Here is a 20,486-nt window from a genome sequence, read left to right on the forward strand (position 1 = left end):
CAGTCGCCGGGTGCGGGTCGGCGGCGGCCAGTATGGTGGTGCGCGCCGCCGAGCCGCCCGCAGCAGTGGAAACAGTAAGAACGGGCGGCGGAGCCGATCGGGAGAACCTGCTTTGAGTCGTGAAACTGACAGTTCGTCCTCCGGCCCCCAGGGGCGTGGCGGAGCCGCGTACCCCTCGGGGACGCCGCCGTACGGATCCCGCCAGTATCCGTCGCTGCACCCCACGCAGGACGCTCCGGAAGAGCGAGCCGAGCCTGCGCCCGCTCCGCAGCCGGACGAGCCCAGGACCGAGACCACGCTGACCACGCGCATCCGGATCAACATTCCGGGTTCGCGGCCGATTCCGCCGGTCGTCATGCGTACGCCCATGAGCGACGTGAACGCGCGTGAGGCCGCGAACGGCGGCAATGGTGCGAATGGTGCGAATGGCGCCAAGGGTGCGAAGGGTGAGCGGCCTGCCGAGCGTACGGGCAGCACGCCGCGACCCGCGGCGGCCACCCAGGCACCGGCCACGCCTGCCCCGCGCGAGGAGGCCCCGGCCGCGCCGGAGAAGCCGGCCGAGGAGAAGGCGAGCGACTGGTTCGCGCCGCGCAAGGCGCCGACGCCGACGCCTCCCGCGGGTCCCGCCCCGGCTGCTCCTGAGGCGCCGAGCGGCTCGGGCGCGCCGGGTGCACCGGGTGTACCGGGTGCGCCGGGCATGCGGCCGGGCCCCGCGATCCCGCGTCCCGGCGGTTCGCTCAGCGACCTCGCGGCGAATGCGGACGCACCGGGAGCAGGCCGGTCCACGCCTCAGCTCGGTCTGCGCCCGCCCGGGGGTCCCTCCGCGCCGCAGGGCGTAGGGGGAGCGCAGGGCCCCACCGGCCCCACGACGGGTCCGGTCACCGGCACTTCGCCCTTCGCCCCGGGCGTTGGTGGCGGCGCGCCGCGGATGAGCGACGACACGGCCGTACTGACTCCGCAGCAGCCTGCGCCCGAGCCGGGCCAGGGCCCGTCCGTGCCCGGTCCGTCGTTCCCCGGCGCCAACGTCTCCGGCGACACGCTCACGAGCGGTATCCCGGTGGTCCCGCCGGAGCACCGCTCACCGTTCGCGCCCCCGGTGCCGGGCGGCCCCTCGGTCGGCGAGGACGGCGGCCCCTGGCCGTCCTCCGGCCCCGGCACGGACTTCTCGGCGCCCGACTTCCCCGGCCCGGCCGGCCCGGGCCACCTCGCGCCCAGGCCCTCGCCGTCCCCGTCGGCAGCGGCGCCCGCGTCGTCGCCCCGCCCCGCCGCCAAGAAGGGCCGGTCCAAGCTGGTCCTCGCGGGCGCGGCCGTGTTCGGCCTGCTCGGTATCGCCTACTGCGCCGGGCTGCTGCTCAACCACTCCGAGGTCCCCAAGGGCACCACTGTCCTCGGCGTCGACATCGGCGGCGGCACCAAGGAGGACGCGGTCGCCAAGCTTGAAGCCGCCCTCGGCGGGCGCGCCACCGCGCCGCTCCAGCTCACGGTGGGCAACAAGAAGGAGCGGCTCGCCCCGGACAAGGCGGGCCTCACCCTCGACAGCCAGGCGACCGTCAGGGACGCGGCCGGCAGCGACTACAACCCGGTCTCGGTCATCGGCTCCCTCTTCGGGGGCGAGCGGGAGGCCCAGCCGGTCATCCCGGTCGACGAGGAGAAGCTCCAGGTCGCGCTGACCGACCTGGCGGGCACCTCCGGCTCGGCCACCGAGGGCACGATCCGGTTCGAGCCGGGCAAGGTCGTCGCCGTACCGGGCAAGGCGGGAGAGTCGCTGGACGTCCGTCAGTCGATGATCTCGGTCAAGGACGCGTACCGCGCCCAGGTCGAGACGGGCAGGACGAACGAGGTCGAACTGCCCGTCGGCATCCGGCAGCCCACCATCACCAAGGCCGAACTGGACCGGGCGATGAAGGAGTTCGCCGAGCCCGCGATGTCCGGCCTGGTCACGATCAAGGCAGGCGGCAAGCAGATCCAGTTCGGTCCTGCCCGGTCGCTTCCGAAGATCCTCTCCATGAAGCCGGTCAACGGCCGGCTGGTCGAGGTCTACGACAAGAAGGCGATCGAGGAGCTCCTGGACGGGGTCTTCGACGGCATCCTGATCACCAAGGGCGACGGCAAGCAGCACCCGCTGTCGGCCGACGACGTCGCCCACGCGATGCAGAAGGCACTGCTCGGCAAGACCCCGGCCGAACGGACCCAGACGATCGAGCTCAACCCGCAGGGCTGACGCGAGGTCCGGCCTCGGCCGGCGAATCCGCTGCTCAGAGCCCCCGCCCGACCACGGGCGGGGGCTCTCGCATGTACGCCCTCACCCACGGGGGTGGATTCGAGGGCCAGTGGGCGCAGCCGCGGATGCGTCGCCGCCGACGGCGGCCGGGGACGGCCGGAAGCTGTGGCTGTCCTGTGGCTGTCACGGTGACGAGAAGCGGAGAGGTCTGCATGTCCACGTTCATTTCTGGTCTGCGCACCCGGGTGAGAGCAGGTGCGCGCCGAGCGGCGGTGGCGGCCCTCGCGGGCCTGGCCCTCGCCCTGGCGCTGCCCGGTGCGGCACTGGCGGCCCCGGGCGACCTGGATCCCACGTTCAGCGGCGACGGCAAGGTGCTCACCGACTTCTTCGACAGCAGCGAGGAGGCACGCGGCATGGCGGTGCAGCCCGACGGCAAGATCGTCGCCGTTGGCCTCGACACGGCGGACTTCGCCGGGAACTTCGCGCTGGCCCGCTACAACCCCGACGGCAGCCTCGACACCGACTTCAGTGTCGACGGCCTGGTGTCCACCGACATCGACGGAGGCAGCGACATCGCCAACGCCGTGGCGCTGCAGTCCGACGGCAAGATCGTGGTCGTCGGCGTGAGCGAGGTGCCCGACGAGGGCTGCTGCTTCTTCACGGTGGCCCGCTACGACACCACCGGCAGCCTGGACGCCACTTTCGGCGGCGACGGCACGGTGGTCGTCAGCGAATTCGGCGGCGCCTCGGAGGCCGCCGACGTGGCGGTGCGGCCCGACGGCAAGATCGTCATCGCCGGCAATGGCGGTGGTGCAGGGTTCGGGCTGGTACGCCTCAGCGCCGTCGACGGCAGCCTGGACACCACGTTCGGCGGCGACGGCACGGTGATCACCGACTTCACCCCCGGCGTGCCGCAGGAGCCCGGCGGCATCGCCCTCGGCCTGGCGCTGCAGCCCGACGGAAGGATCGTCACCGTCGGCTATGTCGGGTCCACCGCCTTCGACTTCGCGCTGGCCCGCCACAACCCCGACGGCAGCCTCGACACCGGCTTCAGTGGCGACGGCCTGGTGACCACCGATTTCGGCTCCACCGATTTCGGTGAGGATGTGCTGGTCCAGCCCGACGGCAAGATCGTTGCTGTCGGCTCCGGCGACGGTGTCCTGCTGGCCCGTTACCACTCCAACGGTGCCCTGGACACCAGTTTCGACACCGACGGCCGGGTGATCACCGCCGGCGGCCAGGCCAAGGATGCGGTGCTGCAGCAGGACGGCAAGATCGTGGTCGCAGGCCGCGGCTCCGGCGGCTTCCTGCTCGGCCGCTACCTCTCGAACGGCAGCCTCGACGCCGGGTTCGGTGTGGGCGGCAGGGTGTCCACCAGCTTCGGCGGCGGCGTCGTCGACTTCGCCCACGGCGTGACGCTGCAGTCCGACGGCAAGATCGTCGCTGCCGGGGGCGGCGGCGCCGGCGACTTCGCCCTGGCCCGCTACCAGGACGGCACCGGCACCCCGCCCCCGGACACCGTCGACCTTGCGGTCACCAAGACCGGCCCCGCCACCGTCAGCATCGGCGACCAGGCCTCGTACACCGTGACGGTGCACAACACCAGCGCCACCGCGGCCACCGGCGTCACCCTGGCCGACACCCTCACCGGAGCCGGAGGCACTCTGCTGTCGGCCACGCCGAGCCAGGGCACCTGCGCGACCACGGCCACCAGCGCGAACTGCACCCTGGGCGCCCTCCTCCCCGACGCCTCCGCGACCGTGACCGTCGTGGCGGAGCCCCGGGCCACCGGCACCCTCTCCGACACCGCCACGGCCAGCGCCACGGAATCCGACCCCGTGCCCGCCAACAACACCGCCACGGCGACCACCACCGTGAACAACGCCCGCGGCTGCACGATCATCGGCACCAGCGGCGCCGACAACCTGACCGGCGGTTTCAGCAACGACGTCATCTGCGGCCTCGGCGGCAACGACACCATCCGCCCGGGCTTCGGCAACGACACCGCCTACGGCGGCCCCGGCAACGACAACATCGACGGCAGCTACGGCAACGACACCCTCAACGGCGGCCCCGGAAGCGACGTCCTGACCGGCTCGTACGGCAACGACAACCTCAACACCGTCGACAACACCGCCGCCAACGACACGGCCGACGGCGGCTCCGGCTTCGACACCTGCACCACCGACCCGGGCGACACACGCATCAGCTGCCCGTAGCAGGGCGGCGCGCCCACCAGTGAGCCGTCACCAGGCCCGCTCAGCCGGGCTCCGGTGACGGCGCGCGCCCGCCCCAGGGGCGTTCTCGCGCACCCCGAGCCGACGGCGGGTGAAGCGCTCGTCGCCGTGTGCCCCGCGTCCCACCGTCCCCGCGGACATGCTCGCCACCAAGCCGGCCACGCCGGACCACGACCGGGCGGCGGCCGTCCCGCTCGCCGCGCTCGGCCAGATCCACCTGCACCAAGGGGACGTTCCCGCCCTGGACCAACGCGTCCAGCCCGTCGGAGGAGTGCCGCGCGCCTGCCACCACCTGCACGCCCTCGGCGGCCAAGCCTGGCGCCGCCTGGGGCGGGTGAACGAAGGTCATCGACCTCGTCGGGCGCATGCTTGAATCAACGGCATGAAGGGCAATGGGCACCCCTCCGTCGTTCCGGCACAAGTCCCGTCCCAGCGACAGGGCCTGATCATGGGTCAGCCCTACCCGCCGATCGAGCCGTACGAGCAGGGCATGCTCGACGTCGGTGACGGCAACCTCGTGTACTGGGAGGCCTGCGGCAATCCCGACGGCAAACCCGCACTCGTCGTCCACGGCGGTCCGGGATCAGGGTGCGGCCCCGGCGCGCGCCGATACTTCGACCCGGACCGGTACCGGGTGATTCTGTTCGACCAGCGTGGCTGCGGACGCAGTACCCCGCATGCGAGCGATCCCGCGACCGACATGCGGCACAACACCACCCGGCATCTGATCGCGGACATGGAGCTGCTTCGGGAGCATCTGGGCATCGACCGCTGGCTGCTGTACGGCGGTTCGTGGGGCTCCACACTGATCCTGGCCTATGCCGAACGGCACCCCGAGCGGGTGTCCCGGATCGTCATCGCGAGCGTCACCACCACCCGGCGTTCGGAGATCGACTGGCTCTACCGGGGCGCCGGCCGGTTCTTCCCCGAGCAGTGGGAACGCTTCCTCGCCGGAGCCCCGGGCACGCCACGCGACGGCGACATCGTCGCCGCCTACGCCCGCTTGGCGGAGCACCCCGATCCCGCAGTCCGCGCCAAGGCCACCGCCGACTGGTGCGCCTGGGAGGACGCGGTCCTGTCCGGCGAGACGAACGGCACCTCCAACCCGTACGGCGACCGTCCCCCGGCCGACCGACTCGCCCTCGTACGCATCTGCTCCCGTTACTTCTCCCACGGCGCCTGGCTGGAGGAGGGAGCCCTGCTGCGCGACGCCCACCGGCTGGCGGGCATCCCGGGCGTACTGGTCCACGGCCGCCTCGACGTGTCCGGCCCGCTCGACACCGCATGGGAGCTCGCCAGTGCCTGGCCGGATGCGGAGCTGCTCGTCGTGGAGGACGCGGGCCACCTGGGCAGCGCCACGACACGTGCCCATGTCCTCGCGGCGCTGGACGGCTTCGCGGGTCAGTGACGGGCCCACGCGATCGAACTCGCGGGGCACTTAGGGCGACTGCAGGGCCAGCCGTGCCGCGAAGCCGATGAGCAGGACTCCCGTGACCTGTTCGATCCGGGCCCGCACCCGTGGACGGCGGAGCACTCTGCCCAGGCGGTCGACCGTGATCACGTAGGTGCTGAACCACAGCAGGTAGATCACGGCGAAGACCAGGGACAGCAGCAGCGCTCTGGGCAGCACGCTCCCCCCGGGTGGCAGGAACTGGGGCAGGAAGGTCACGAAGAACAGCGCGACCTTGGGGTTGAGCGCGTTGGAGAGGAAGCCGTGCCGCAGGTACTTCGTGCCTTTCTGCGCGGCATCGCCGTCACCGTCCGCGGTGTCGTCCGTCATGGTGCGCCGGGCGCTGCGGAGGGTCGCGATGCCCATCCACGCCAGATAGACGGCGCCCACGACCTTCAGGACGGTGAACGCCGTCGCCGAGGCGACCAGCAGCGCGGAGATGCCCAGGACCGCCGCCGCGACGTGGACGCTCAGGCCGAGCACTCCGCCGACCATCGTCAGCAGCCCGGCCTTCCGGCCGCCCGCGAGTGCGTTCCGCGTGATCAGGGCCTGGTCGGGGCCGGGGATCATGACGAGGACCAGGGACGCGGCGGCGAAGGTCAGCACGGTGTGCTCTTCTCCGCAGCGCGGAGCGCGCCGACGGCTCCGGCGAGCGCCCGCAGTACGACGGCGGGCTGCTCACGCAGATAGAAGTGGCCCCCGGGGAACTGCCGCACGGTCACCTCGGCCGTCGTGTGGTCCTGCCACGCCTCCAGCTGCTCGCGCGTGACGCGGTCGTCCCGGCCGCCGAAGACCGTGACCGGAACGGGGAGGGGGTCCTCGGCCCGCCAGGAGTACGTCTCCAGGAGTTGGTAGTCGGCCCGCAGCGGGGTCGCCGTGAGCGTACGCAACTCCGATGAGGCCAGGACCTCTTCCGGGATGCCGCCGTGGATCCTGGACACCGCTTCGACGAGGTCCGTGTCGGGCAGCCGGTGCAGCGGTTCGGCGGTCCGTTGCCGGTGGAGATGAGGCGCGGGGAAGCCGGACACGATCAGCCGGGCGGGCAGACGGCGCCCGGCCGCGCGCAGGGCGCGGGTGATCTCGTACGAGACGAGCGCGCCGAGGCTGTGCCCGAAGAAGGCGTACGGCGCAGGACCGCCGAGCGGCACGTCGGCGAGGAACGCCTCGACCAGTGCGTCCATCGACGTGAGAACCGGCTCGGCGGCCCGCGAACCACGGCCCGGCAGCTGTACGGCGTGCAGCTCGGTGCCTCGCAGATCGCGGGCCCAGCGAAGGTATTCCGCGGCCGAACCGCCCCCGTGCGCGAAGCAGTAGAGCTTGGGGGCGGTCGGCCGCGGCGCCCCGCTGATCAGCCAGCGGGGCGACGCGACGATGGTCATGGATGCCTCACACTCCCGCCGGGAGCGGCCCGGTCCCGGTGAGCGGCCCGGTGCCGGTGACGGGCCCCGACAGATGGCGTGCCAGCGCGTCGGCCGTGAAGTGGTCGAAGACGTCCCTGGGGCGCACCTGGATCCCCAGCTCCTCGCGGAACCCGGCGCAGATCACCAGTGTGGTCGCCGAGTCGACGCCGAGGTGGTCCAGGGGCGTCGTCGGGTCGATCTCGTTCGGGGTGATGTCGAGGATCTCCGCCAGGAATCCGGTGATCCAGTCGACGACCGTCTCATGGCTCAACTCGACCGCGGGCGCGGAAAGGGTGGTGCGGTTGTTCATCACTTCTCCTCCGGCATGAGCTCGGACGGGCCGAGGAGCTGCTCGAGATGGCCGTCGAGCGCTTCCACCGTCGTGTACTGCAGGACCGTCCCGACCGGTACGACGACGTCGAACGCGGACTGCAGCTGGGCCACCAGCCGCGCCGCGAGCAGCGAGTCGCCGCCCGCCTCCAGGAAGTCGTCGGCCAGATCCACCCTGCTCAGGCCCAGCACGTCCTGCCACATCTCGACCAGCTTGCGTTGCCGGTCGGTGCGTGGCGGCTTGGCCGGCCTGCCGCGCAGGGTGCTGCGCGCTCCGGCCTTCGCCAGCGCCGCGCGGTCCACTTTCCCGGTCCCGCTGAGCGGGAGCTCGTCCAGCGCGAAGAGCTGGGCCGGCACCATGTGCTTGGGCAACTGCTCGGCGGCGAACGCCCGCAGCTCCTCGGGGGCGAACCGGCGACGTGTGTCCGGGCCCTGGGCGACGATCACGTCGAAGCCCACGGAGGCAGGTCCGCCGGACGTGGTGAGCACGGCCGTGTCGGTGAACCCGGCGGCCGCCAGCTCCTGCCGCCACTGTTCGTGGTCCAGCAGACAGTGGCCGGTACGCAGGTCGGTGTCCTCGAAGTTGTCGAAGCCCTGCTGGATCCCCATGACCAGGTCGAACCACGGGTGGAACGTGGTCTGCTCGACCAGCAGGAGGACGCCGCCCGGCGCCAGCACGGTCCGCAGTCCGTGCAGCGTCCGCCGGATCCGGCGCATGTCGTGCAGCACGCTCGCCGCGACGACCAGGTCGGCCGACTGGTTCTCGAACCCCTGGGTCGCGGGCGGCTGGTCCAGGTCGAACAACTCGTAGCGTACGAACGGGAAGTCGGCTAAGGCGGACTGCGCCCGGTCGGTGAAGTAGCGCGAGATGTCCGTGAAGACGTACTCCGTGCGGTCCTCCGGCAGCAGCGGCAGCAGGTGCTGGGTCAGTGAGCCGTACCCGGCGCCGACCTCCATGACGTTCAGGGGACGGTCGGCGGGCCACCGGCCGACCATCTCACGCACCGCGTCGGTCGCGGCCGCGTACGTCGGGCCGAACAGCCGCTCATAGACGCCGGGCGTGCGGTCGGAGGCGTACAACTCGGCGGAGTGGATGCTCTGCGTGAGCACTCCGGCGAGGTCCCCGGCGAGCGACAGCATCCAGTCGCTGACGTCCTCGGGGATCTCCAGCACGTCCCCCAGCACCGTGCGGGTGCGCTCCGCGAGCTCCGGGGAGAGCTCCGTGGGAAGCTCCCGCGCGACCTTCAGCCCGGCCGCCTCCCGCCGCAGATGTCCGCTCCGCTCCAGGGCCTGGACACCCCGGGCGAGCCAGCGCTCGTAGCGGGGTGCGACGCCGGCGCCGCGCAGGGCCGCGGGGTCGAACCGCTCACCGGGGGCATGCGGCAGCCCGAAGGCGCGGAAGGCGGCGGCGGTGGCGGTGGTGTGCACCTCGTTCAGCGTGTCCCAGGCGGTACGCAACGCATCCGGGCCGGGGCCGATGGCGGGCCGGCCGGCGGTGCCGCACAGCGCCTGCCACTGGTTCCGGCGTACCTCGGGGTCCGCGCGCTCCGTCACGAACAGCGCATGCCGCCCCTCCGCGTCCTGCCTCTCGACGTCCTGCCTCTCGACGTCCCGCCCTTTCGCGTCCCGCCCTTTCGCGTCCCGCCCTTTCGCGTCCCGCCCTTTCGCGTCCCGCGCCGCTTCCGCGTCGCGCTCCTTCGACGGCACGACGTATCCGAGCAGGCGGGCGGCGCCCCGGTCGTCGGAGGACTTCACGACCACGGCGCTGTCGACGCCGGGGTGGCGCGTGAGCGCGGCCTCGATCTCGCCCAGCTCGACCCGATGGCCGTTGATCTTCACCTGGCCGTCCCGCCGGCCCAGGAACTCGATCGTCCCGTCCGGCGTGTAACGCCCGAAGTCGCCCGTGCGGTAAAGCCGTTCACCGGTCTGTGGATGCCGGACGAAGCTCGCGGCCGTACGCTCCTCGTCGGCCCAGTAGCCCCGCGCCAGCCCCGCACCGCCGATGTAGAGCTCGCCCGCGGTCCACACAGGGCACGGCTCGAGGCGTGAGTCCAGGACGTGGAAGGTCTGGTTGCGCAGCGGTATGCCGTACGGCACGCTCTTGGCGCCCGCGGGGACCTTGTCGACAGGGTGGTATATCGACCAGATCGACGCCTCGGTGGCGCCGCCCAGGCTGATGACCGTGGCGTCGGGCCACAACGCGCGGATACGGTCGGGCAGGTCGACGGGAATCCAGTCACCGCTGAGCATCACCAGGCGCAGCCCGTCGGGAATCTCGCCGCCGGCCTCCAGATGCTCCACCAGCATCAGCATCTGCGCGGGGACGGAGTTCCACACGGTCACCCCGTGCCGGCCCATGACCTCGGCCCAGTGCGCGGGTTCCGAGCGCATCTCCGGGGCGGGCAGCACCAGCGTGGCGCCTGCGGCGAAGGTGCCGAAGAGGTCGTAGACCGACAGGTCGAAGCCCAGGTCGGCGAGGCCGAGGACGCGGTCCCGGGGTCCGATGCCGAACCGCTCGTTGATGTCGACGACGGTGTTGAGGGCGGCGTGGTGCTCGATCATCACGCCCTTGGGCGCGCCGGTCGATCCGGAGGTGTAGATGACGTACGCCAGATTCTCCGGGTCTGCGGGGCCCGACGGGTGGCGGACGGGGCCGCCGTCCGGGGCCTCGTCCCGGTGCACCAGGACGCGCGGCACGCCATCGGGCCACTCCAGCTCGCTGTCCAGCGCCTTGTCGGTGAGGACGGCCAGTGCCCTGCCGTCGTCGAGGATGCGGGCCCTCCGCTGTGCCGGGAGCCCGGCGTTCACGGGCAGATAGGCGCCGCCGGCCATCATCACACCGTAGGCGGCGGCGACCTGGTCGGCGCCTTTCGGCAGCGTGATGCCCACCGGCCGGTCCTTGAGGCCCCCTCGGCCCGCGGCCGCGGTGACCCGCCCGGCGATGGCCCGGGCGTGGCCGGCCAGCTCGCCGTAGGTCACGGTGCCCGCGGTGGACAGCACGGCGGGCCGGTCGGGGTGCCGGGCGGCCAGGTCCAGCAGCGGCTCATGGAGCAGCCCGGCAGGCCGGCGGCCTGCGGTCTCGTTGGCCCGCGTGCGGCCGGTCAGCTGGTGGTGCGGCAGCGTGACGACGGGCTCCTCGCCCCACATGGTGTCGTCGGACGCCAGCCTCGCGACCATGTCGCAGTACGTGGCGAACATGTCGTCGAGCAGGCCCTCGGGGAAGAGCTCCTCCACACAGTCCCACGTCAGATCGAGCGACCCGGTGAGGTCGACGACCTGGTGGTCGAGCCACACCTGCGGGGTCTGGCTGATCCGGTACGTGATGTCGCCGAAGTACTCCATCGCGCCGGAGACATCGGCCGCGGTGCCCAGACCACTGGTGAACACGACCGGCATCGTCTCGAACCCGCTCTGCAGCCCGCGACGGCGGCGCTCGCGCAGTGTCTGCAGCGCGCTGACCTGGCGGTGGCGCAGATCCTGCTGGAGCTGTGCCTGCGTGGTCTCCACACGTTCCGCGAGCGGACGGCCGCCGGTGGCGTCCATCTCCAGCAGGCAGATCGAGGTGAAGTCGCCGACCATGTGGCGCAGATGGGGATGGACGATCCGCCTGCCCGCCTCGTTCTCGGCGAGCAGCAGCGGCAGCCGGTTGAACAGGGTGAGATTGAGCGTGAAGCGTCGTGTGCCGCTCCAGACGGCCAGCACCTCGGAGAAGAGCGTGGCCAGCACGGCGGTGGGCGTCAGACCGCGCTCCTCGCAGCGCTCCTGCAGCCGCTTCCACCGGTCCTCGGGGAGGTGGAAAGCGCGGTGCGTGAAGCGGGGCTTGTGCACGCTGACCGGGGACTTGGCGAGGGGAAGATCGGGGGGCGGTGCGAGGGTCTCGGCCCTGGAGGTCCAGTAGTCGAGTGCCTTTTGGTGGCGGGGGGCCTCGGAGCCCCGCTCCAGCGCCAGTGCGTAGTCGCGGAAGGTCACGTCGACGGGCGGGAGCGTGCGGTCGGGGTCCTGGCACAGGGCGCTCCATTCGCTGAACAGGAGCGTGAGGCTGGCCAGGTCGACCATGAGCAGGTCGAGGCTTATGTGGAGCCGGTCGTGCCCGGGGAGCCGGGACATCCGTATGTCGAACAGCGGCCAGTCGGCGGCCGTGTAGACGTGGTGCGACATCTCCTCACGGACGGCCATGAGGGTACGCTCCGCTTCGTCCTCGGGTGCGGAGCGTAAGTCGGTACATCGGATACGGAACTCGGGGACTGTTTCCAGGATCTGCTGCCGGCCGTCCTGCCCCACGACGGCCCGGAGCATGCCGTGGCGCTCGATCAGCCTGCGCCAGGCGTGCGAGAGCACATCGGGGTCGAGCCGGCGCCCTTCCAGCTCGAAGTAGGCGTGGGGGGCCACGTTCCCCAGGACGAAGTTGGAGCCCCGGCCGACCCAGTAGGCGTACTGGATCTCTGTCAGCGGGAACTTCTGGAACTCCTCCGCGGGGGAACCTGCCGGGTGTTCGGTGTTGAGCACGGAATCGCCTCTCAGCTCTCTGAACTCTGATCAGTTCTCTGACTGCTCGGTGGCGGCCGTGACGGGCACAGGGCGTACGGCCGGAACGGTCTTGGGGCGGGGAGCCGGCGGATGCGTGAGGCGCAGCAGGGGGCCTGCCATCACCGTCGTGATGAGCGCCATGCAGACCATGGCGGTGAAGAGCCGGGTGTCCAGCACGCCCAGGCCGAGACCGACGTTGAGGATCACGAGCTCGGTGAGTCCCCGGGTGTTGAGGAGCACTCCGAGGGCGGTGGCCTCGCGGGCGCCGGACCCGGTCAGCCTGGCGGCGCCCGCGGCGCCGACGAACTTGCCGACACAGGCCACGGCGGTGACCGCGACGAGCATGAGGAAGCCACGCGTGCCCAGTCCTGCCAGGTCCACCGAAAGGCCGGTGACGGTGAAGAAGACCGGCAGGAGCAGCAGGCTGGTCTGCTCGATGCGCTCGGGCACTTCGGGCGCTGCCGCGTCGATCTGCCGGCGCGGCACCACCGCGCCGAAGGCGAAGGCGCCGAAGACGGCGTGCAGGCCGATGGAGTGGGTGGCCCACGCGGACAGCAGCAGACCGGTGACGAGTACGGCGTGCACGAGGGCGGCGCTGCCGGCCCAGCGGCGGCGGGGTGACAGCAGCCAGGCCAGCGCGGGGCGCACGCCCCGGACGAGCAGCAGGCCGAAGGCCGCGGTGGTGAGCACCATGCGTACCGGCGGGCCGCCGCCCTCGGCGTGCACGACGGCCACGACGGCGGCGAGGATGCCCCAGGCCAGCACGTCCTGGATCGCCGCACAGGCCAGGGCGACGTTGCCGATGCGCTCCTTCTGCAGTCCGCGTTCCGTGATGATGCGCGCCAGTACGGGAAAGGCCGTGATGGACATCGCGGCGCCCAGGAACAGTACGGGGCCGAGCAGCCCGTCCGTCGACATCTGCGAGGTGTCGAACCACGGATGGAGCGCGACCGCCAGCCCCGCGCCCAGCACGAACGGCAGCGCCACCGAGGTGAGCGAGACCGCGGTGACCTGTCGCCCCGAGCCGCGCAGGCCACGCAGGTCGAAGTGGTAGCCGACGCCGAACATGAAGAGCACCAGGCCCAGTTGGGCGAGGACCTGGAGATAGGGGCGGGCCTGGGCGGGCAGGAGGAGATCCGTCGCGCCCGGGATCAGACCGAGCAGGGCGGGGCCGAGCGCGAGGCCCGCGACGATCTCGCCGATCACGGCGGGCTGCCGCAGCCGCTCGGCGAGCTTCCCGAGGGCGGCCGCCGCCGCCAGGATCAGGGCAAGATCGGCCAGCACGATCCCGGCGACGGCTTCGGCGGATCCCGCCGCGGCGACGCTGTGCATCATGCCGGGCTTCCCTGGCGGAAGCGGCGCAGCTGCCAGGGGTAGGACGGCAGCGGTACGAAGCGGGCGTCGCCCCACTCCGTAACGCCGGCGTCCGAGAGGCCCAGGGAGTCATGCGGGTCCTGGGCGTCCAGGGAGCCATGCGGGTCCTGGGCGTCCTGCTGGTCCTGGGAACCCTGCCGGTCCTGGGAGTCCTGCGGGCCCTCGGCCGAACCGTCCGCGGTGCCCGACAGGAACGACCTGAGGGCGGCGGCGAGTTCCTCGTGCGTCTCCGCCGTGGTCGCGAAGCCGTGTCCGAAGCGCTGGCGGCGCACGGAGGCGCTGTAGCAGATGTCCCGCAGGGCGTGGCCCTGTCCTTCGCCGCCGGGTGCGAGGTAGTCCACGTACCGGCGTACCAGCTCCTCCAGGGCACGGGGGTCCTTCGCGGTGACGGTGAAGGGCCGGCGTCCTCGGCCGGTCGGGGTGCGGGGGCGCTCGTGGGAGTCCGCCTCGCGGAGCACGACGTGCGCGTTGGTACAGGAGAGGCCCTGACTGCTGACGCCCGCGACGACCGGAGTGCCGGGCCTCCCGAGCGGCGTCGCGGTGGTCGGTACGGTCAGCGGGAGCCGCTCCCAGGGGATCTTCGGATTGGGCGTCTCGAAGTGCAGGCTGGGCGGTGCGGTGCGGTGCTCCAGGCAGAGCACCGTCTTGATCAGCCCGGCCATTCCCGCGGCCGCCTGGGCGTGGCCGACGTTGGTCTTCACGGAGCCCACCACGAGCGGCCTGTCCGCGGGCCTGCCCTTGGCGAACACCTCCCCGAAGGCGGTCAGCTCCAGCGGGTCGATCAGCGGGGTGCCGGTGCCGTGTGCCTCGACGTAGTCGACCTCGGCAGGGTCGACGCGCGCGTCCTCGTACGCCCACTCCATCGTCTGCCGCTGGCCCTCCGACGTCGGCCGCAGTACGACCCCGCTCCCGGAGCCGTCGTTGGTGACCGCGCTGCCGAGGATGACCGCGCGGATGCGGTCGCCGTCGGCGACGGCCGTGTCCAGCCGCTTGAGGACGACCGCTCCTATGCCCTCGCCGGGGGAGAAACCGTCCGCGCGTACGTCGCCGAACTTGCTCCGTCCGTCCGGCGCGACCATGCGGACCTGGGAGAAGAGCACGTCCTCGTCGGGCAGGAACTTGAGGTTCACTCCGGCGGCCACCGCGAGCCCGGTCTCTCCCGCGCGCAGGCTCTGGCAGGCCAGATGGACCGCGGTGAGGGAGGAGGAGCAGGCGGTGTTGAGGGAGACGCTGGGGCCGCGGAGATCGAAGACGAAGGAGAGGCGGCCGGAGAGCAGACTCGGGTAGTTCTTGACCGTCGAGGGGCGGAGCGAGGCCAGCCCGGCACGGTACTGCCGCTCGCCGTAGTCCGCGTTGGAGTAGCCGACGTAGACGCCGCTGCGGCTGCCGGCGATCCGCTCCGGCACGACGCCCGCGTCCTCGAAGGCCTCCCAGACGGTCATCATGAGCAGCCGCTGCTGCGGGTCGAGTTCGGTGGCCTGTTCGTCCGTGAGGCCGAAGAAGTCCGCGTCGAAGCCGTACGGGTCGGCGAGGTAGCCGGCGCGCCGGCTGAGCAGCTTGCCGGGCTCCGGGGTGTCGGAGAGGAGCGGTTCCACGTCGAAGCGGTCGGCCGGGACCTCGCCGGTGGTGTCCTCCCCGTCGCAGAGCAGCTGCCAGAGCCGGGCGGGGGAGTCCGCGCCCGGGAAACGGCAGCCGAGGCCGACGACGGCGATCGGGACGGGTCCGGGGCGGGAGGGTCCCGGCCGGGCGCGACCGGGCTGCGAAGGGCCGGGCTGCGAAGGGCCGGACGGGGAAGGGCCGTTCGGGGCGTGGGGGCCGGGCATGCGGAAGAGACCTCCGGTTCGGGTGCGACGCGGGACGACTGCGCTGCTCCGTGTGACGGTCACTGGGTTGTCGGCGCCGGTTGCGGGCTACTCCGTGAGGCCCTTCCAGCAGGCGTACCGGCGCAGCCCGTAGAGCAGCGGTGTGGGCTGGCGCTGCTCGGTGACGCGGCGGACCTCGCCGAAGACGACCATGTGGTCGCCGACCGGAGCGGTGTGCACCACGTCGCAGTCCGCCGTCGTGTGGGCGTCCTCGATCAGATGCGGGCCTGCCGCCTCCTCGTCCAGCTGCCACCGCACCCGCTCGAATCGGTCCGCGTCCCCGGAGGCGAAGAGCTCGGAGGTACCGCGCGCGTCCGAGTGCAGCAGATTGAGGCCGAAGGTACGCAGATCGAGCACGGCCCGCAGCGTGGGGCTGCCGAGCCGAAGGCAGACCAGCAGGGTCGGCGGACGCAGCGAGACGCTGCACACCGAGGTGCACGTCATGCCCCAGGGCGCTCCCAGAGCGTCCAGCGCGGTGATGACGGCCACGCCCGTAGGGAAACGGGACATGAACGGCCGGAGGTCCACGTGGCGACCCCCGTCACCCGGTGCTTGCTCGGTATTCGTTTGCGAAATCGTCCGGGTAATGGAATTGCTCACCACAGGCACCTTCATTCGGGCTGTCGCGCGAATATGATAGAGGGGGAGCGGACTCGGAAATTCCGGAATTGAGGCCGAACGTCTTGGTTGCGCCCGACGCTACCCACGGCATTCGACGAATGTCAACAGGATACTTGAGCGCCCTGCGGCCGGCCGGAGCGGCGGGAGTCCACCAAAAGAAAGTTAACAGCACGAGGTGCGCCACTTCGGGTGTGATCGGGATGTCGAAAATCGTGCTGCGCACCTGGTCAGCGCGTCGTTGATAATTCATTCATTGGCGTGTTCGCGTTGTTCAATTTTGGTGGATATTGACTCGCGGATTCGGCGTGAACTAGCGTCGGCCGCATCGGAGGGCGGGGGATTCGCCCCTTCCGAGCTCAATTGGGAAAATCTCGCGAGGGGGCACGGGAACGATGAGCAACCGGATTCAGAAGGTCGTCATACTCGGTGGCGGAACCGCCGGCTGGATGACGGCCTCCTACCTGGCGAAGGCATTCGGGGAGACGGTGGAATTCACCGTGCTCGAGGCGCCTTCCATCCCCAAGATCGGTGTCGGGGAGGCGACCATCCCCAATCTGCAGCGCGTCCTGTTCGACTTCCTCGGGCTCGACGAGGACGAGTGGATGCGCGAGTGCAATGCCAGCTACAAGATGGGCATCAAGTTCATCAACTGGCGCACCGGGGGAGAGGGAGAGGCCGCGCCGCGGCCCTTCGGCTCCTCGACCGACCACTTCTACCACTGCTTCGGCATCCTGCCGAACCACGACCGCCTCCCGCTTTCCCACTACTGGACGCACCAGAAGCTGACCGGGCAGACGGACGAGCCCTTCGACTACGCCTGTTACCGCGAGCCCCCGGTCCTGGACGCCAAGCTGGCGCCCAAGACCCTCGACGGGCAGCGGTGGACCAACTACGCCTGGCACTTCGACGCGCAGCAGGTCGCGGACATGCTGCGCCGCTTCGCCACCGAGCGCCAGAAGGTGCGGCACATCCAGGACGAGATGACCGAGGCGCTGCTCGACCAGCGCGGCTTCATCACCGCGCTGCGCACCAAGGGCGGACTGCAGCTGGACGCCGACCTCTTCGTCGACTGCTCGGGCTTCCGCGGTCTGCTGATCAACCAGGCCATGCGGGAACCGTTCCTCGACATGAGCGACTTCCTGCTCAACGACCGGGCCGTGGCCACCGCCGTCCCGCACGACGACGCGCAGCACGGCGTCGAGCCCTACACCTCGGCCATCGCCATGAAGTCGGGCTGGACCTGGAAGATCCCCATGCTCGGCCGGTTCGGCTCGGGCTACGTCTACTCGAGCCGCTTCGCCGACCAGGACGAGGCGACCGACGAGTTCTGCCGGCTGTGGAACCTGGACCCCAAGGGGACCGACTTCAACCACGTCCGCTTCCGGGTCGGACGCAACCGCCGTACCTGGGTCAAGAACTGTGTGAGCATCGGCCTCTCCTCCTGCTTCCTGGAGCCGCTGGAGTCGACCGGGATCTACTTCATCACCGCCGCGATATACCAGCTCGCCAAGCACTTCCCCGACAAGCGCTTCGACCCGGTGCTGATCGACAGCTTCAACCGTGAGATCGAGATCATGTTCGACGACTCGCGGGACTTCATCCAGGCCCACTTCTCCTTCGCCCCACGCATCGACACGCCCTTCTGGAGGGCCAACAAGGAGCTCCGGCTGGCGGACGGATTCCAGGAGAAGATCGCCATGTATCGCGCCGGCCTGGCCGTGAACATGGCGGTCACCGACGAGACCACGTACTACGACAACTTCGAGGCCGAGTTCCGCAACTTCTGGCAGAACAGCAACTACTACTGCATCTTCGCCGGTCTCGGCATGACGCCCGACCGCACTCTCCCCGAGCTCACCCACCGACCCGCGTCGATCGACAGCGCGGACGCCGTCTTCGCGGAGATCAAGAAGAAGCAGAGTGAGCTCCTGTCCACCCTGCCGACGACCTATGACCACCTCCGCCAGCTCCACGGCAAGTAAGTCACGGCGAGTCAGTAGCGAACGGACGGACAACGACCATGCCGATCACCCGGCTACCGCACCGTACCGACCCTTGCGACATACGGACCGTCAGCGCACTGGACCCGCTGCGGGCCGACAGCTTCTATCCCCGACTGCCCGGAATCAACGCGACCGCCGACGTGCCCGCGCTCGTCGACGCGCTCCGCAGGCTCCTCCCCGACCTCGACACCGTCGGCTCCTACTCCCTCCCCGAGCGGCTCGCCGCCATGCGCGACCTCGGGCTCCTCCTCGGCTCGCTCAAGCGGCACGGCACCCAGCCGGTCGAGGCCGTACCGGAAGCCGAACCGATCCTCGTCGAACTCGGCCGCAGCACCGGCATGGTGCCTCGCGACACCGTGCACCACTACACGGAGTGGAACCCCACCAACTTCCGCCGGCGCATGTACACCGGCGACAAGATGGAGGGCTTTCTGATGGACGGGGCACGGCTGTCGCTGCCCCATGTGGCCGACGCCGTCGATCTGTGCTCCCTGCTGTACGACGCCGACCCGGCGGACCAGGAGACGGCGCAGCTGCTCGACCAGGTCGACCGGTCCGTCAGCATCTTCGACGAGCTGATCACCATGGTGACCGAGAAGGTCACCCCCGAGTTCTTCGCCCAGCAGGTGCGCCCGTACTACGAGGACATCACCGTCGACGGCCGCAGCTACTTCGGGCCGGCCGCCGCCCATGTGCCGCTCTTCCTGGTGGACATGGTGATCTGGGCCTCCGACCGGGGAGACCCGGTCTACGACGCCTTCATCGACGAGGTCGCGCCGCACACCCTCCCGCAGTGGCGGGCCCTGCTCGCCGGCTGGTCCAACGGCCCGTCGCTGGTGACCAAGGTGGAGGCGGCGCTCACCGAGGCCGGCGTCGGGGACGCGGCCGCCGGGGCCCCGCCGCCGCAGTTGCTGGACACGGCACGGTCGCTGGCCGCCGTGCTCCGCACCCTCACCGTCTTCCGCGGCAAGCACCTGACCATCGCCCGCAAGGCCTACCGCGACGAGGTCCGGCTGTACGAACTCGGCAGCGGCAACGGCAGCATCACCCTGCTCCACCAGATACTCGCGCTCACCAAGGAAAACGTCACCCTCGTCCGCTGGCGGGCCGCCGCCCCGGCGGCCAGGGAGGCGGTCCATGGCTGACGGCCGGGACTCCGAGATCGTCGTCGCCGGGGCGGGGATAGGCGGTCTCGTGACCGCGCTCAGCCTGCACGCCGCGGGCTACACCCGCATACGGGTCCTGGAGGCGGCCGCGGAGATCCGCCCGCTCGGCGTCGGGCTGAACATCCTCCCGCACGCCATCGGCGAACTCACGGACCTGGGTCTCTACGAGCGCCTGGCCGAACGGGCCGTGCAGACCGCGGACTTCTTCCTCTACCACCGCACCGGCGGCCTCATCTGGCGCGAGCCGCGCGGGCTCGCCGCCGGATACAGCTGGCCCCAGCTCTCCATCCACCGGGGCCATCTGCTGCAGACGCTGCTCGATGCGGTACGGGAACGGCTCGGGCCCAGGGCCGTCCTGACCGACGCCCGCGTGACCGGCTGCGACCAGCAGCCGGGCGGGCGGGTCCGCGTCACCGTCGAGCACCGGGCCGCCGGGACGCACAGCGAGACCACGGCCGATCTGCTCGTGGGCGCCGATGGACTGCACTCCGCGGTACGTGCCGCCCTCCACCCGCACGAGGGTGCCCCCTGCACCAACGGCATGATCATGTGGCGCGGCACCACCTGGGCACCGCCCTACCTCGGCGGGCGCTCCATGGTGGTGCTCGGGGACGACCGGCACAAGCTGGTCATCTACCCGATCGTCCCGGCCGGTGCCACGGAGAGCCGTACGCTCGTCAACTGGGTCACCGGACTGCCCCGCACCGCCCTGACCGGCAGTGCGACGGACCCGGCCACCCGCACCGAAGAGGTCCTGCGGCACTACGGCGACTGGAACGTCCCCTGGGCCGACATCCCGTACCTGATCGAGAACGCCGCACAGATCCTCGAGTACCCGATGCAGGACCGGGATCCGCTGGAGAGCTGGGTGCACGGCCGCGTCGTCCTCCTCGGCGACGCCGCGCACCCGATGTACCCGGTCGGATCCAACGGGGCGACCCAGGCCGTCCTCGACGGGCGCGCCCTCGCCTGGCATCTGGACGCGCACCACCACGACATCGACCGGGGACTCGCGGAGTTCCAGGCGGAGCGCCGCCCGGCCCTCACCGCGATCCAGGCCGCCAACCGCGCCATGGGCCCGGAACGCGCCATCGACGTCGTCCACCGCCGGGCTCCCGGAGGCTTCACCGACATCCACGAGGTCATGGCACCGGAGGAACTCGCGGAGATCTCCCGGACGTACAACGCCACCGCACTCCTGGAGAACGCCGTACGCCCGGACGGCACCGCCCGATACGGGCTCGGAAGACACGAGCACGAACCCGTGACGAAGTGACGAAGTAGGGAGATTCCAT

The 20,486-nt window shown here is 71.1% G+C and carries 14 protein-coding genes; 7 read left to right on the plus strand and 7 right to left on the minus strand.

Translation table 11 applies throughout. The features are described 5' to 3' along the window. Nucleotides 1-112 precede the first annotated feature (112 nt). From ACWCXB_RS00630 to pip, 4 genes are all read left to right on the plus strand, one after another. Nucleotides 113-2,221 (plus strand): hypothetical protein, encoded by a 2,109-nt coding sequence (locus ACWCXB_RS00630; RefSeq protein ID WP_450717468.1) that lies wholly within the window; start codon nt 113-115, stop codon nt 2,219-2,221. A gap of 212 nt (nt 2,222-2,433) precedes the next feature. Beyond that, complete coding sequence (locus tag ACWCXB_RS00635; protein WP_450717470.1) at nt 2,434-4,440, plus strand: calcium-binding protein; 2,007 nt, start codon at nt 2,434-2,436, stop codon at nt 4,438-4,440. Between the two features lie 157 nt (nt 4,441-4,597). Further along, nucleotides 4,598-4,831: a hypothetical protein gene (locus ACWCXB_RS00640; protein WP_450717472.1), complete on the plus strand. Its 234-nt coding sequence runs from the start codon at nt 4,598-4,600 to the stop codon at nt 4,829-4,831. 75 nt (nt 4,832-4,906) lie between these two features. Then, nucleotides 4,907-5,866, plus strand: coding sequence for a prolyl aminopeptidase (pip, locus tag ACWCXB_RS00645; protein ID WP_450717474.1), 960 nt, complete (start codon nt 4,907-4,909; stop codon nt 5,864-5,866). 30 nt (nt 5,867-5,896) lie between these two features. On the opposite strand, the gene ACWCXB_RS00650 is transcribed toward pip, so the two are convergent. The 7 genes from ACWCXB_RS00650 to ACWCXB_RS00680 all read right to left on the minus strand — a co-directional run bounded on the left by ACWCXB_RS00650 (nt 5,897) and on the right by ACWCXB_RS00680 (nt 16,016). After that, a complete protein-coding gene (locus ACWCXB_RS00650; protein WP_450717476.1) occupies nt 5,897-6,514 on the minus strand; it encodes a LysE family translocator in 618 nt (205 codons plus the stop codon). Continuing rightward, entirely contained in the window at nt 6,508-7,287 is a 780-nt protein-coding gene (locus ACWCXB_RS00655; RefSeq protein WP_450717478.1) for a thioesterase II family protein, read from the minus strand. The genes ACWCXB_RS00650 and ACWCXB_RS00655 overlap by 7 nt, the downstream gene beginning before the upstream one ends. A gap of 7 nt (nt 7,288-7,294) precedes the next feature. Further along, the gene (locus ACWCXB_RS00660) at nt 7,295-7,618 is read right to left on the minus strand and encodes an acyl carrier protein (protein ID WP_450717480.1); all 324 of its coding nucleotides are present in this window, start codon (nt 7,616-7,618) and stop codon (nt 7,295-7,297) included. After that, nucleotides 7,618-12,144, minus strand: coding sequence for an amino acid adenylation domain-containing protein (locus tag ACWCXB_RS00665; protein WP_450717482.1), 4,527 nt, complete (start codon nt 12,142-12,144; stop codon nt 7,618-7,620). Before ACWCXB_RS00665 ends, ACWCXB_RS00660 begins: the two co-directional genes overlap by 1 nt. 30 nt (nt 12,145-12,174) lie before the next feature. Beyond that, entirely contained in the window at nt 12,175-13,500 is a 1,326-nt protein-coding gene (locus tag ACWCXB_RS00670; RefSeq protein WP_450717484.1) for a cation:proton antiporter, read from the minus strand. Then, nucleotides 13,497-15,362: a type I polyketide synthase gene (locus tag ACWCXB_RS00675; protein WP_450717486.1), complete on the minus strand. Its 1,866-nt coding sequence runs from the start codon at nt 15,360-15,362 to the stop codon at nt 13,497-13,499. Before ACWCXB_RS00675 ends, ACWCXB_RS00670 begins: the two co-directional genes overlap by 4 nt. A gap of 87 nt (nt 15,363-15,449) precedes the next feature. Beyond that, nucleotides 15,450-16,016 (minus strand): flavin reductase family protein, encoded by a 567-nt coding sequence (locus ACWCXB_RS00680; RefSeq protein WP_450717488.1) that lies wholly within the window; start codon nt 16,014-16,016, stop codon nt 15,450-15,452. Between the two features lie 398 nt (nt 16,017-16,414). Here ACWCXB_RS00680 and ACWCXB_RS00685 point away from each other — a divergent pair, with 398 nt between their 5' ends. Genes ACWCXB_RS00685 through ACWCXB_RS00695 form a run of 3 tightly spaced genes read left to right on the plus strand, consistent with a single transcriptional unit; the run spans nt 16,415 to nt 20,467 of the window. After that, nucleotides 16,415-18,004, plus strand: coding sequence for a tryptophan halogenase family protein (locus ACWCXB_RS00685; RefSeq protein ID WP_450717490.1), 1,590 nt, complete (start codon nt 16,415-16,417; stop codon nt 18,002-18,004). A gap of 38 nt (nt 18,005-18,042) precedes the next feature. Continuing rightward, nucleotides 18,043-19,170, plus strand: coding sequence for a monodechloroaminopyrrolnitrin synthase PrnB family protein (locus tag ACWCXB_RS00690; RefSeq protein ID WP_450717492.1), 1,128 nt, complete (start codon nt 18,043-18,045; stop codon nt 19,168-19,170). Then, entirely contained in the window at nt 19,163-20,467 is a 1,305-nt protein-coding gene (locus ACWCXB_RS00695; protein WP_450717494.1) for a flavin-dependent oxidoreductase, read from the plus strand. Before ACWCXB_RS00690 ends, ACWCXB_RS00695 begins: the two co-directional genes overlap by 8 nt. The last annotated feature ends 19 nt before the right edge of the window (nt 20,468-20,486 follow it).

The sequence above is a fragment of the Streptomyces sp. NPDC001514 genome, from assembly GCF_053597075.1.